Source organism: Streptomyces albus subsp. chlorinus, from assembly GCF_013302895.1.
Classification (GTDB): Bacteria; Actinomycetota; Actinomycetes; order Streptomycetales; family Streptomycetaceae; genus Streptomyces; species Streptomyces chlorinus.
The window spans coordinates 1,897,023-1,910,042 of record NZ_VJOK01000001.1 but is presented as its reverse complement, the minus strand read 5'-3'; the positions used below and the strand labels follow the sequence as shown (position 1 = coordinate 1,910,042).

12 protein-coding genes are annotated in these 13,020 nt (G+C 74.4%); 7 read left to right on the top strand and 5 right to left on the bottom strand.

Annotated elements, in window-relative coordinates; genetic code table 11:
• From FM076_RS08625 to FM076_RS08615, 3 genes are all read right to left on the bottom strand, one after another.
• Positions 1–533 (bottom strand): adenosylcobinamide-GDP ribazoletransferase (locus tag FM076_RS08625; protein ID WP_243274844.1); only part of this gene is annotated, 533 nt, incomplete at its 3' end.
• A 556-nt stretch (positions 534–1,089) separates the two neighbouring features.
• A complete protein-coding gene (locus FM076_RS08620) occupies positions 1,090–2,220 on the bottom strand; it encodes a nicotinate-nucleotide--dimethylbenzimidazole phosphoribosyltransferase (RefSeq protein WP_173869333.1) in 1,131 nt (376 codons plus the stop codon).
• Positions 2,221–2,440: 220 nt separating this feature from the next.
• Positions 2,441–3,730 carry a bifunctional adenosylcobinamide kinase/adenosylcobinamide-phosphate guanylyltransferase gene (locus tag FM076_RS08615; RefSeq protein WP_173869332.1) on the bottom strand — a complete coding sequence of 430 codons (1,290 nt, stop codon included), beginning with the start codon at positions 3,728–3,730 and terminating at the stop codon, positions 2,441–2,443.
• 92 nt (positions 3,731–3,822) lie between these two features.
• On the opposite strand from FM076_RS08615, the gene FM076_RS08610 reads away from it, so the two are divergent.
• Together FM076_RS08610 and FM076_RS08605 are read left to right on the top strand one after the other, a co-directional pair.
• A complete protein-coding gene (locus FM076_RS08610; protein ID WP_173869331.1) occupies positions 3,823–4,065 on the top strand; it encodes a hypothetical protein in 243 nt (80 codons plus the stop codon).
• A gap of 98 nt (positions 4,066–4,163) precedes the next feature.
• Positions 4,164–4,601 carry a hypothetical protein gene (locus tag FM076_RS08605; protein WP_173869330.1) on the top strand — a complete coding sequence of 146 codons (438 nt, stop codon included), beginning with the start codon at positions 4,164–4,166 and terminating at the stop codon, positions 4,599–4,601.
• A 182-nt stretch (positions 4,602–4,783) separates the two neighbouring features.
• On the opposite strand, the gene FM076_RS08600 is transcribed toward FM076_RS08605, so the two are convergent.
• Both FM076_RS08600 and FM076_RS08595 read right to left on the bottom strand, forming a co-directional pair.
• A complete protein-coding gene (locus FM076_RS08600) occupies positions 4,784–5,536 on the bottom strand; it encodes a class I SAM-dependent methyltransferase (RefSeq protein ID WP_173874604.1) in 753 nt (250 codons plus the stop codon).
• The gene (locus tag FM076_RS08595) at positions 5,533–6,096 is read right to left on the bottom strand and encodes a DUF3043 domain-containing protein (protein ID WP_428814745.1); all 564 of its coding nucleotides are present in this window, start codon (positions 6,094–6,096) and stop codon (positions 5,533–5,535) included. Before FM076_RS08595 ends, FM076_RS08600 begins: the two co-directional genes overlap by 4 nt.
• Positions 6,097–6,405: 309 nt before the next feature.
• On the opposite strand from FM076_RS08595, the gene FM076_RS08590 reads away from it, so the two are divergent.
• The 5 genes from FM076_RS08590 to FM076_RS08570 all read left to right on the top strand — a co-directional run bounded on the left by FM076_RS08590 (position 6,406) and on the right by FM076_RS08570 (position 12,968).
• Positions 6,406–7,179, top strand: a complete 774-nt coding sequence (locus tag FM076_RS08590; protein ID WP_243274375.1) for a PspA/IM30 family protein — start codon at positions 6,406–6,408, stop codon at positions 7,177–7,179.
• A 45-nt stretch (positions 7,180–7,224) separates the two neighbouring features.
• Positions 7,225–7,503, top strand: coding sequence for a PspA-associated protein PspAA (pspAA, locus tag FM076_RS08585; RefSeq protein ID WP_173869327.1), 279 nt, complete (start codon positions 7,225–7,227; stop codon positions 7,501–7,503).
• A gap of 68 nt (positions 7,504–7,571) precedes the next feature.
• Positions 7,572–8,921 carry a histidine kinase gene (locus FM076_RS08580; protein WP_173869326.1) on the top strand — a complete coding sequence of 450 codons (1,350 nt, stop codon included), beginning with the start codon at positions 7,572–7,574 and terminating at the stop codon, positions 8,919–8,921.
• Entirely contained in the window at positions 8,918–9,610 is a 693-nt protein-coding gene (locus FM076_RS08575) for a response regulator transcription factor (RefSeq protein ID WP_173869325.1), read from the top strand. Before FM076_RS08580 ends, FM076_RS08575 begins: the two co-directional genes overlap by 4 nt.
• Before the next feature lie 217 nt (positions 9,611–9,827).
• Positions 9,828–12,968 carry an efflux RND transporter permease subunit gene (locus FM076_RS08570; RefSeq protein ID WP_173869324.1) on the top strand — a complete coding sequence of 1,047 codons (3,141 nt, stop codon included), beginning with the start codon at positions 9,828–9,830 and terminating at the stop codon, positions 12,966–12,968.
• Positions 12,969–13,020: the final 52 nt, after the last annotated feature.

Below are 13,020 nucleotides of genomic sequence, written 5' to 3'. Positions count from 1 at the left end.
ACCGTCCCGGCCACCGCGGCGCCAAGTCCCTCCGGGCGCGCGGCGGGCACACCCTCCCGCGAGGCCAGCGTCAACGCGGCGCGCCCCACCACGGCGGCGACGGCCGCGGCGGCGGCCCCCGCAACCGCCCCCCGGGCGAACAGCTGCGCCAGCGCGGCGATCTGACCCAGCAGCGCGAACAGGAGCGTCACCACGCCGAACGGTCCGATGTCGGACCGCTTCATCACCCGCAGCGCCTCCTCGGCGGGCCGCCCGCAGCCCAGGCCGTCCGCGACGTCCGCGAGCCCGTCCAGGTGCAGGCCCCGCGTCAGCACGGCGGGGGCGGCCACTGCCGCGACGGCCGCGAGCAGTGGTGCGGCGCCGCACCACAGGAGGGCGGCGCCCGTCACCGCGGCGGACAGGCCCACCGCCAGGCCGGCCGCCGGCGCGCACACCATCCCCGCCCGCGCCGCCTCCCTGTCCCACCGGGTGAGCCTGACGGGCAGCACCGTCAACGTCCCGAACGCGAACCTGAGGCCGTGCACCATCTCCATGAAAGCGACGCTACCGGCCCCCACGCCGGGCCTCGCCGCCCCCTACCGGACCGCCCCTTCGACCGGGGCGCGCCAACCCTGGGACCTTCTTCCGCCGTCTCGCGGGTGCGGGTCGCCTTGGCGCCGGGCCGAGGTTCCGCCGCCTCGCGCCTGCGGCCCGCCTTGGCCCACCCTGCCGCCCCTGGCGGCGGCCTGCCCCAAGGCTTTGGGTGTCCGTGCCGGACGTGCCGTGGGGCGGTCATCGCCGTTGGGTCCTGGAACTGCCGCCTGGCGCCTACAAGCCGTCTTGGCCCTCCTCAACCGGCCGGGGCTCCACTGCGCCGTTGGCGGTGGCCATGTCGACAAGCCTTGGGGGAGGCTGCGCCAGGGGCGCAGGGTGGGCCAAGGCGGCCCGCACCCGCGAGACGGCAGTTCGGGGACCCAACGCCAAGGCGGCCCGCACCCGTGGAGCGGCAGGGGGGCGGGACGCAACGCCGGGGCGGCCCGCAGGCGCGAGACGGCGGAACCGGGCACCAAGGGGGCGCCGGGCACCAAGGGGGGCGCGCCCCGTGCGGGGTCAGGTGGCGTCCAGGACGTCCCTGTTGCCGACAGCGGGCGAGGCCCCGCTCCCATCGCTCCCGTCGCTCCCGTCCTCGGCCCCCTCCACGGGCAGCTCCGCCGCCAACGCGGCGGCGGCCCGCACCAGGGGAAGGGCCAGCAGCGCGCCGGTGCCCCCGCCCACGGCGACCCCCTGTTCCAGGAGGGGCTCGGCGGCCAGCCGGTCCAGCGCCTTGGCCTGGGCCGGCTCCTTCCCGGCGTGCCCGGCGAGCCACCAGTCGGGCGCCCGGAAGGCGACCCGCTGGCCGACCAGCGCGCAGGCGGCGGAGACGACCCCGTCGAGCACGACCGGTGTGTGCCGGACCGCGGACTGGAGGAGGAAGCCGGTCATGGCGGTCAGGTCGGCGCCGCCGACGGCGGCCAGCAACTGGAGCTGGTCGCCCAGTACCGGCCGGGCGCGGCGCAGCCCGTCGCGGATGGCGGCGCACTTGCGCATCCACGTCAGGTCGTCGATGCCGCCTCCGCCGCGTCCGGTCACCACGGAGGCGTCGGTGCCGCACAGGGCGGCCACCAGGGTGCCGGCGGCGGTGGTGCCGCCGACGCTCAGGTCGCCGAGCACCACCAGGTCGGTGCCGGCGTCGGCCTCCTCGTCGGCGACGGCCATCCCGGCGCGGAAGGCCGCCTCGGCCTCGTCGGGGGTGAGGGCGTCCTCCTTGTCGAGGCGGCCGGAGGAGCGGCGTACCCGGTGGCGTGTGACCTCGATGGGCAGTTCGCCCGGGTCGCAGTCCAGTGCCATGTCCACGACGCGCAGCGGCACTTCGAAGCGCCTGGCGAGCACGGCGGCGGGGGAGCGGCCGTCCAGGGCCTCGCGTACCAGCTCGACGGCGGTGCCGGCCCGCCGGGCGGAGACGCCGCACGCGGCGATGCCGTGGTCGCCGGCGAAGACGACGAGCCGGGGGTTGGTCACCGGCCGTACCGGTACCCGGGCCTGCGCGGAGCTGAGCCATTCACCGAGGTCGTCCAGGCGTCCCAGCGCCTGGGCGGGCAGTCCGGTCAGCGCCCGGCGTTCCTCGGCCTGCCGGCGCAGTCCGCCGCGCGGCCGTTCGATGAGGTCGGAGAAGTCGTCCAGGTCCAGGCTGCGCTCGCTCATGGTGCGTGAGCGTACGTGAGTCGTTCCTCCGCTTCACCCTCACGTGCGCCCCCGCCGCCCCCTCACGTGCGCCCCCGCCGCGCCCGCGTGCGGGCGACGCTGTTCCCCCGCGGTGTGCCTCCGCCGCACCCTCTTGCGGGCCCACGCGCTCGGGCCCCAACGCCTCCCGCGCCCGAACCACACCGCCCCCCGGCGCGGGCCGGGCCGCGCGCGTCTCCGCTCACCGCAGCGGCAGCGGGACCCCCGCGACGGTCAGCAGGACGTGCTCGCACTCGTGGGCGAACCGCGCGTTCAGCCGCCCCAGTTCGTCGCGGAAGCGGCGCCCGGCGGGTGTCGCGGGCACCACGCCGGAGCCCACCTCGTTGCTGACGGCCACGACCCGGCGCGGCGTGCGCCGTACGGCAGCGACCAGGACCCGCACCCGCCCGGCCAGTTCGGCGGCGCCGCCCCGCGTCCACCGCTCGTCGTCCCACGCCCCGACCTGGTCCATCGTGCGGGTCAGCCAGAGCGACAGGCAGTCGATCAGCAGCGGCGGTCCCTCGCTCTCCAGCAGCGGCACCAGGTCGCAGGTCTCCTCGGTGCGCCAGGAAGCGGGCCGTCGCTCGCGGTGTTCGGCCACGCGCGCGTCCCACTCGGGGTCGTCCTCGCGGCTGCCCCCGGTGGCCACGTAGACGACGGAGGGGAACGCCGCCAGCCGCCGTTCGGCCTCCGCCGACTTGCCCGAACGCGCCCCGCCCAGCACCAGGGTGCGGCGCGGGACGTCCGGGGCGCCGGGGCCGGCCGCGGGGCCGGGGTACGCGCCGACGGTGAGCGTCGTCCCGTCCGGGACGGTACGCGCACCGGCCGCCGCCAGCCGCCGGTGCAGTCCGGACCCCGGCGGTACGTCGTGCCCGATGTGGACGGCCAGCACCTCGGTGGCGGCCCCGACCGCGCCGGCCTGGCGCAGCCGGGCCAGCGCGTCGGGCCGGCCGAGCACGTCGAGCAGCACCATGTCGTAGGCGCCGCCGGAACCCCTGGCGCCGCCGGAACCTCTCGCACCGCCCGCGCCCCCGGCCTGCCCGGTGCCCGCGCCGGTGCCCTCGCCGGTCCCCGTCCCGGCGAGGGCGGCGCCGGGCGGCAGGTACAGCAGCCGCTGGCCGTCCGGGCCGGTCACCCGGTAGCCGGTGCCGGGCGCGTCCAGGGCGAGGGCCCGCACGCGGTGCCCGCTGATGAGCGCCAGTTCCTGCCGGTCGGGCACCCGCACGGGCGCGGGCAGCCCGGCCGGCACCTCCAGGGCCGGGCCGTCGTGCGGGTGGGAGAGCAGGACCTGCCGCACACCGCTGAGCGACCGCCCGGCGCGGGCGGCGGCGAAGGCGGGTCCGGGCGTCAGGTCGAGCAGCAGCGTGCCGTCCACCAGCAGCGCGGTCGCGGCGCGCGCCTCCTCGCCGGTCGCGGCGGCGCAGCGCGCGCAGGGGCAGTCGGGCTCGGGGAGGCCGGCGGGGGAGCCGGTGCCGAGCAGAGTGAGTTCCACCCTCCGATCGTCTCGTGACCTGCCGTCGCGTGCGCACAGGGGACACCGGGAACTAGTCTTCCGGGAGCAACTGCCGATCTCGGGAGGCACTGATGGCGTGGACGTGGCGGTTCGAGAAGGCCGACGGTTCGCAGACGGAACCGGCGGTGCGGCCCGAGGAGTTCCCCACCCAGTCGGATGCCGAGTCCTGGCTCGGCGAGGTCTGGCGCGAGCTGCTGGAGGGCGGCACCGATCAGGTGACCCTCCAGGAGGACGGCACCACGGTCTACGGCCCGATGAGCCTGCACGCCGCCGCGGGCGAGGAGGGGGAGAACCCCGGCGCCGCCGCGGACTGAGCAGGGCGCCGGCCGGCCCGTCGCCGCTGTGCGCGGAGCGCCCGTCGCCGCCGTGCTCGCGGCGGTTACTCCGGGGCGCGGACGGTTACCCGTGGTCCATGAACCTACGTGGCGCGGTATTCGTGGTCCTGCGGGGCCCGGCGGACAAACGTGACGAGACGCTGGCGGCGCTGAAGAAGGCCGGGATCTTCGCCGAGCGGTCCGTGCGGGGCCCCGGGACGATCGAGGCGTTCTTCCACGGCGGTGACGAGCGCCCCAGCCCCCGCTTCATGGACGCCTGCGCGGCACAGGTGGCCAAGGCGGCCGTGGGCACCGATTTCGCGGTGGCGGAGACCGGCACCATCAGCAGCGCCGCCGCCTCCCGCCGCCTCGCCTGCGACCGGCGTACGGGGGAGTGGCTGGGCGCCTTCATCGACACCGAGGCGCCGCCGGAGGCGCGGGCCGAGACGCTGGAGCACCTGGCACGGGAGCGGGGCATCGACGTCGCCGACATAGAGCTGCGCGACTTCCCGGAGTTCCGGATCCCGACCGCCTGACCCAGACTGCCCGATCCGGGCGCCTGGTCCCGCCCGACCGGCTGGTCCCGGGTGGCGGCAGGGGGCAGGGACGGAGCACACGGCGGGCAGGGGATACGCGGACCCGCCGCGCACCCCGTCCCGCCGTGTGCTCCGCCCCCGGCCCGGGGGTAACTCCGCCCCCGGCCCGCCGTGTGCTCCGCTCAGCCGCGCACCCCGAACAGGTGCAGCGACGGGGCGACGGCCCGGTAGGGGTCCGTGCGCCCGGCGCGCTCCTCCACATCGAGGGCCGCCTCGCCGGCCGCCGCCCCGGTGGCCGCGTCCGCCTCGCCGGTGCCGCTCCCCGCTTCTCCGGCCGCCGCGTCGCCGTGCGTCCCGTCCGCGCCGAAGACACCGACGCCGTACCAGCTCTCCAGCGGTACGCCGATCCGCGCCAGGAACGCGGTCAGCGCCTCCAGCCGCAGGAAGCGGTCCCGTTCGGCGGTGTCGGCCACCAGCGCCGCCCGGGCCGTCTGCCAGTCGCCCGCCAGTCCCGGCCGCATGGCGCGGGCCTCGACATTGGGGATCACCAGGGAGAGCAGTCCGCCGGTGTCCAGTACGCGGGCGAGCCCGGCCAGCGTGCTGTCGGGGTCCCGTGCCTGGTCGAGGACGTCGTGGCAGAGCACCACGTCGAAGGTGCCCGGCAGGAAGTGCGCACCTGTGTCTTGGCCGCTGCCCGCCAGCGTGCGGAACCGCTCCCTGATCCCCTCCGGCTCGCTCTCCAGCGCGGACCGGACGGCGGCCAGCCGCCCGGGGTCGGGCTCCAGCCCGGTCACCTGGTGGCCCCAGCGGACCAGCCGCAGCGCCCGCGCGCCGTCGCCGAGCCCGGCGTCCAGCACTCTCAGCCGTCGCCCCACCTCGAAGTGCGCCGCGATCCTCTCCTCGAGCTGCCGGGCGACCAGCTCGTGCCGGATCAGGGCTTCTCGCCGCGTGCGACCTGCGGCTTGGGCAGGCGCATACGGCGCATCTGGAGGGTCCGCATCAGCGCGTAGGCGACGGCACCCCGGCGGTTCTCGTCCGGGTAGCGCTCGCGGATCTTCTTCTTCAGCCGTACGGCGATGCCGATCGAGTCGAGGACGATCAGCAGGATCACCACGAGCCACAGCAGCAGCGAGATGTTCTTCAGCTGCGTGGAGGGCAGCATGCTGAGCACGAGGATGATCACGGCCAGCGGCAGGAAGAACTCGGCCACGCTGTAGCGCGCGTCCACGAAGTCACGTGCCAGCCGCCGCACCGGGCCCTTGTCGCGTGCCGGCAGATAGCGCTCGTCGCCGCTGGCCAGCGCCTCGCGCTGGCGGGCAAGATCGGCCCTGCGGGCCTCGCGCTGGCGCTTGGCCGCCTCCTTGCGGGTCATCGGCCCGGCCGCCGCGGGGCGGCGCGGCCCGCGCGCCTCGTTGCGCTTGGGCGTCGGGCGGCCCTTGGGGGCCTGCGGATCGCGGGGCTTCTTGGGCTCGGCCGTGCTCACCTGGGGCTTCACGGCCTGCCCTTCTTTCGAACGGCTACGGAACACATCTCAAGAGTACGGTGTGCCGCGGTGTGGACCCCAGTGGCAGGGGGAACCCGGAGCACCTCCGGGCCGAGGCGGGGGATATTCCGGGCGCCCGCCCCCGAGAGACGCCTACTCCCTGCGCCGGAGAGAACACGGAGCTGATCGTCCTCCAGGAGGAGCGCATCCGCGCCCGAACGGTGCGGTAATGGAAGAAGGCCCCGTAGGCTGGGGCCCAGCAGATGTGCCGAGGGCTTGAGTCCGTTACGAAGGGGGCGCGCGAGGCCCATGAGCGGTGTCATGAAGCGTATGGGGATGATCTTCCGCGCGAAGGCCAACAAGGCCCTGGACCGGGCTGAGGACCCGCGTGAGACGCTCGACTACTCCTACCAGAAGCAGCTGGAGCTGCTTCAGAAGGTGCGCCGGGGTGTCGCCGACGTCGCGACCTCCCGCAAGCGCCTGGAGTTGCAGATGAACCAGCTGCGGGGCCAGTCCTCGAAGCTGGAGGAGCAGGGCAAGAAGGCGCTCGCCCTCGGCCGCGAGGACCTGGCCCGTGAGGCGCTCTCCCGCAAGGCGGCACTCCAGCAGCAGGTCACCGACCTGGAGGGGCAGCACCAGACCCTCCAGGGCGAGGAGGAGAAGCTGACGCTCGCCGCCCAGCGCCTCCAGGCCAAGGTGGACGCCTTCCGCACCAAGAAGGAGACCATCAAGGCCACCTACACCGCTGCCCAGGCGCAGACCCGGATCGGCGAGGCGTTCTCCGGCATCTCCGAGGAGATGGGCGACGTCGGCATGGCCATCCAGCGGGCCGAGGACAAGACGGCCCAGCTGCAGGCCCGCTCCGGCGCCATCGACGAGCTGCTGGCCTCCGGCGCCCTGGACGACCCCACCGGTATGGCCAAGGACGACATCACCGCCGAGCTGGACCGCCTCTCCGGCGGCGGCGACGTGGAGCTGGAGCTGCAGCGGATGAAGGCCGAGCTGGCCGGCGGCGAGGGCGGCCGGCAGGCCATCGAGGGGGGCCAGGGCGGTCAGGAGAACGCCCAGCAGCAGGACAGGTTCCGCAAGGAGTGAGCCGGGCGTGAGCGGCAGGCCCCGCAGCCTCAGGAGGAGAGCGACATGATCGTGCGGATCATGGGCGAAGGCCAGGTGAAGCTCGACAACAGCCACATGGCCGAGCTGAACAAGCTGGACGACGAGCTGCTCCGGGAGATGGAGAGCGGCGACCAGGCGGGGTTCCGGCGCACGCTCTACGCCCTGCTCGACGCGGTGCGCCGGCTCGGCAGCCCGCTGCCCGACGACGCGCTCGAACCCTCCGAGCTGATCCTGCCGGCGCCGGACGCCACCTTGGAGGAGGTGCGGCGGATGCTGGGTGACGACGGACTCATCCCCGGCTGACCCGCCCCGACGAGGCCGTCCGACCAGGCCGGTCCCCACAAGAACAGACCAGGAGAGCCGGGCCTACGGTGCCTGCCACACTGTGCGAGATCCGCGAACGCCTGCGCGCGCACCCCTACGCGGTCGACGCCCTCATCGCCGCGGGGAGCCTCTGCTGCATCCTCCTCGGTGCCGCGACCGAGCCGCACGGGCCGGGCGGCCAGCCGCGTTTCGCCGAGCGGGACGTCACCGCGACGACCGCCCTGCTGGCCCTGCTCTCCTGCGGGATGCTCACCCTGCGCCGCCGGGCGCCGATGCCGGTGCTGCTGGTGACCAGCCTGGTCTCCGTCATCGCCCTGGTGGCCGGCAGTCCGGGCCCGGCCGCCAGCTCCGACCGGCAGGCCTCGCTGGTGGTGGCCCCGGTCATCGCGCTGTACACGGTCACCAACACCACCGACCGCCGCACCGGCTGGCGGGCCGGGGCGCTCACCGTCGGGGTGCTCACCGCGACGGCCATGGCCTTCGGCGCCCGCCCCTGGTACGCGCAGGAGAACCTCGGCATCCTCGCCTGGACCGCGCTGGCCGCCGCCGTCGGTGAGGCCGTCCGCAACCGGAGGGCGTTCGTCCACGCCATAAAGGAGCGTGCCGAGCGGGCCGAACGCACCCGCGAGGAGGAGGCACGGCGCCGGGTGGCCGAGGAGCGGATGCGGATCGCCCGCGAGCTGCACGACGTGGTCGCGCACCACATCGCCCTGGTCAACGTGCAGGCCGGGGTGGCCTCGCACGTCATGGACCAGCGCCCCGACCAGGCCAAGCAGGCGCTGGCCCACGTCCGGGACGCCAGCAGGCACGCGCTGGCCGAACTGCAGACCACCGTCGGCCTGTTGCGCCAGTCCGGCGAGAGCACGGCGCCCACCGAGCCCGCGCCCGGCCTGGAGGTGCTGGACGAACTCGTGGAGGGCTTCCGGCACGCGGGGCTGTCCGTCACGGTGGCCGCGCCGGGTCCCGGCCAGGAACTTCCGGCGCTCTCCTCGGCGGTGGACCTGACGGCCTACCGCGTCGTCCAGGAAGCCCTCACCAACGTGCAGAAGCACGCGGGCCGCGGCGCCCACGCCGAGGTGTGCATCCGGCGGGACGGGGGCGCGCTGGACATCCGCGTCGTCGACGACGGCGCGGGCACCACCCACGTGTTCGACGACGGGGACGAACGGAGCAACCGGAACGACCGGGGCGACAGGGGCGAGGCCGGTGCCGGGACCGCGGACGGGCTCGGCCCCCGCGAGGGCGAGAGCGGCGGGCACGGCCTGGTCGGCATGCGGGAGCGCGCCGCCGCGCTGCACGGCGTGTGCGAGACCGGACCGCTGCCGGGGGGCGGCTTCCGGGTCCACGTACGGTTGCCGCTGGAGACGACGGCGCCCCGTGAGGAGACCCCCGCATGATCCGAGTCGTACTCGCCGACGACCAGGCCCTGTTGCGCAGCGCGTTCCGCGTACTGGTGGACTCCGAGGCGGACATGGAGGTCGTGGGGGAGGCGGCCGACGGGGACGAGGCCGTGGCGCTGGTGCGGCGGGAAGGCGCCGACGTGGTGCTCATGGACATCCGCATGCCCGGCACCGACGGCCTGGCCGCGACCCGCGCCATCAGCGCCGACCCGGACCTGGCCGACGTCAAGGTCGTCATCCTCACCACGTTCGAGGTGGACGAGTACGTGGTCGGGGCGCTGCGGGCCGGGGCCTCCGGGTTCCTCGGCAAGGGCGCCGAGCCCGGCGAGCTGCTGGCGGCGATCCGGACGGCGGCCAAGGGCGAGGCGCTGCTCTCCCCGGCGGCGACCAAGGGGCTGATCGCGCGGTTCCTGGCGCAGGGCGGGGACGGCGGGGCCGACGGCGGCGGGGAGCGGGGCGGGGACGCCGCGCGGCTGGCGGCGCTCACCGCCCGCGAGCGCGAGGTGCTGACCCGGGTGGCGGCGGGCCTGTCCAACGACGAGATAGCCGAACGGCTCGAAGTGAGCCCGTTGACGATCAAAACCCATGTCAACCGCACCATGGCCAAACTGGGCGCCCGCGACCGGGCGCAGTTGGTGGTCGCCGCGTACGAGAGCGGGCTGGTGCGGCCCTCCGGCGGCGCCTGATCCGGAGGGGCCTGATCCGCGGCGCCCCGGGACAGCGGCGTACTGCGGCCGTGCCGCGGGCGCGTACTGCGCAGGGAGTACGCGCCGGGCGGCAGAAGGGGACCTGCGGGGGAGCTGCGGGCGCCGATCGTGGGTGAGGGTGTAGGCGGCACCAGGTGTCTGGCCGCGCGGCGGCGGCACCAGCTCCACCCCTTACCGAGAGAGAGACCCGGCAACCATGTCCTGGCTGTCCCGCCTCAGCCTCGTCCAGCGTGGCCTGATAGGTCTGATGGCGCTCGTCGCCGTCGCCTTCGGCGCCCTCGCGGTCCCGCAGCTCAAACAGCAGCTGCTGCCCTCCATCGACCTGCCCATGGTCTCGGTCATCGCGCCGTACCAGGGTGCTTCGCCCGACGTGGTCGAGAAGCAGGTCGTCGAGCCCCTGGAGGAGAACATCCAGGGTGTCGACGGCGTCACCGGCGTCACCTCGACGGCCAGCGAGGGCTCGGCCGTCGTCATGGCGCAGTTCGACTACGGGGACGGCTCCAAGCAGACCGTCGCCGATGTCGAGCAGGCCGTCAACCGCGCCCGGGCCAAGCTGCCCGACGGCGTGGACCCGCAGGTCGTCTCCGGCGGCACCGACGACATCCCCACCGTCGTCCTCGCCGCCTCGGCGAAGGGCAAGGACCAGCAGGCCCTCGCGGACGCGCTGGACACCTCGGTGGTGCCGGTCCTCAAGGACATCGACGGCGTCAGCCAGGTGACCGTCGACGGCGTCCGGGACCTCCAGGTGGCCGTCACCCCCCGGCCGACGAAGCTGGCCGCGGCCGGGCTGTCCCCGGCCGACCTGTCCAAGGCCCTGGAGGCGGGCGGGGCCTCGCTGCCCGCCGGGTCGTTCGACGAGGACGGCAGGAGCCGGACCGTCCAGGTCGGCGACGGCTTCCGCTCCCTCGCGCAGATCAAGGACCTCACCCTGCCCGGCAAGGGCGGGCGAGACCCGGTCCGACTCGGTGACGTGGCCACCGTCGAGGAGTCCCCCGAGAAGGCCACCTCCCTCACCCGCACCAACGGCCGCCCCAGCCTGTCGGTGTCCGTCACGATGGACAACGACGGCAGCGCCGTGGACATCTCCGAGGCCGTCGAGGACGAGCTGCCGCGGCTGCGGGCCGGCCTGGGCAAGGGCGCCCAGCTGACCGTGGTGGCCGACCAGGGCCCGCAGGTCTCGGAGTCCATCAGCTCGCTGACCACCGAGGGCATGCTCGGCCTGGTCTTCGCGGTCGTGGTCATCCTGGTCTTCCTGCTGTCGCTGCGCTCCACGCTGGTGACCGCGGTGTCCATCCCGCTGTCCGTCGTGCTGACGCTGATCGTGCTGTGGACGCGGGACCTGTCGCTGAACATGCTCACGCTCGGCGCGCTGACCATCGCCATCGGCCGGGTCGTGGACGACTCCATCGTCGTCCTGGAGAACATCAAGCGGCACCTGGCCTACGGCAAGGACCGCACCGACGCCATCCTCGACGCCGTCAAGGAGGTCGCCGGCGCGATCACCTCCTCCACACTGACGACGGTCGCGGTCTTCCTGCCGATGGCGTTCGTCGGCGGCATGGTCGGTGCCCTCTTCGGCGGCTTCTCGCTCACCATCACCGTCGCGCTGCTCGCCTCGCTGCTGGTGTCGCTGACGGTGGTGCCGGTGCTCTCGTACTGGTTCCTGCGCGCGCCCAAGTCGCTGCGCGGGCTCGACCCGGCCGAGCAGCGCCGCAAGTCCGAGGAGAAGGAGTCGCACAGCCCGCTGCAGAAGCTGTACGTGCCGGTGCTGCGGTTCGCCACCCGGCGCCGCCTCACCAGCCTGCTCATCGCGGTGGTGGTGCTGGTGGCCACGTTCGGCATGGCGCCGCTGCTCAAGACCAACTTCTTCGACCAGGGCGAGACCCAGCAGCTCTCCGTCAAGCAGGAGTTGCCGCCCGGCAGCAGCCTGAGCGCGGCCGACAAGCAGGCCAAGCGCGTCGAGAAGATGCTCTCCGGCATCGACGGCATCGAGGACTACCAGGTCACCGTCGGCTCGGCGGGCCTGATGGCGGCCTTCGGCGGCGGTACGGACGCCAACCAGGCGTCGTACCAGATCAAGCTGAAGGAGTCCGCCGACAGCGCGAAGGTGGAGGACGCCGTCCACGACGGGCTCGACAAGCTGGGCTCCGGCATCGGTGAGACCACCGTCAGCGCCGGTGACGGCTTCGGCAGCCAGGACCTCAGCGTGGTCGTCAAGGCGGGCGACGAGGACGTGCTCGAAAAGGCGTCCGAGCAGGTCCGGGCGAAGGTCGCGGGGCTCGACGACGTCACCGACGTGCAGTCCGACCTCTCCCAGTCCGTGCCCCGCATCCTGGTCGAGGCCAAGCCCGCCGCGGCCCGCTACGGGCTCAGCGACGCGGCGCTCGGGCAGGCCGTCGCCCAGGCGGTCAGCGGCACCAAGTCGGGCAAGGCCGTGCTCGACGACACCGAGCGCGACATCGTGGTGCGCTCCCCGCGGACGGCCGAGACGGTGGCCGAGCTGAAGAAGCTGCCGCTGGGCAGGACCACGCTCGGCAAGGTCGCCGACGTGCGGACGGTGGACGGCCCGGTCCAGCTGACCCGGATCGACGGCGCCCGCGCCGCGACGATCACGGCGAAGCCGACCGGAGACAACACCGGCGCGGTCAGCACCAAGCTCCAGTCCGAGATCAACTCCCTGGACCTGCCCAAGGGCGCCACCGCCGAGATCGGCGGCCTGTCCGAGGACCAGGACAAGGCGTTCGCCTCGCTCGGCCTGGCCATGCTGGCGGCCATCGCGATCGTCTTCATGCTGCTGGTGGCGACCTTCCGGTCGCTGATCCAGCCGCTGATCCTGCTGGTGTCCATCCCGTTCGCGGCCACCGGCGCGCTGGGCCTGCTGGTGGTGACCGGTACGCCGCTGGGCGTCCCCGCGATGATCGGCATGCTGATGCTGATCGGCATCGTGGTCACGAACGCGATCGTGCTGATCGACCTGATCAACCAGTACCGGCGGCAGGGCTACGGCGTCATCGACGCGGTCGTCGAGGGCGGCCGGCACCGGCTGCGGCCCATCCTGATGACCGCCCTGGCCACCATCTGCGCGCTGACCCCGATGGCGCTGGCGGTCACCGGTGACGGCGGCTTCATCTCGCAGCCGCTGGCGGTCGTGGTGATCGGCGGCCTGATCACCTCGACGCTGCTGACGCTGCTGCTGGTGCCCACGCTGTACGCGATGGTGGAGCTGCGCAAGGAGCGCCGCCGCGCCAGGCGGGCCGCCAAGCGGACGGGTACCGGCGCGGGGGAGGAGCCGCCCGCCGCCGGGCAGGAGGAGGCCGAGGCCCCGGCCTCCTCCTGAGCACCGCTGCTGTCGCGGCGGTACCGCCGCATCGCGACCGGGGCCCCGCCCC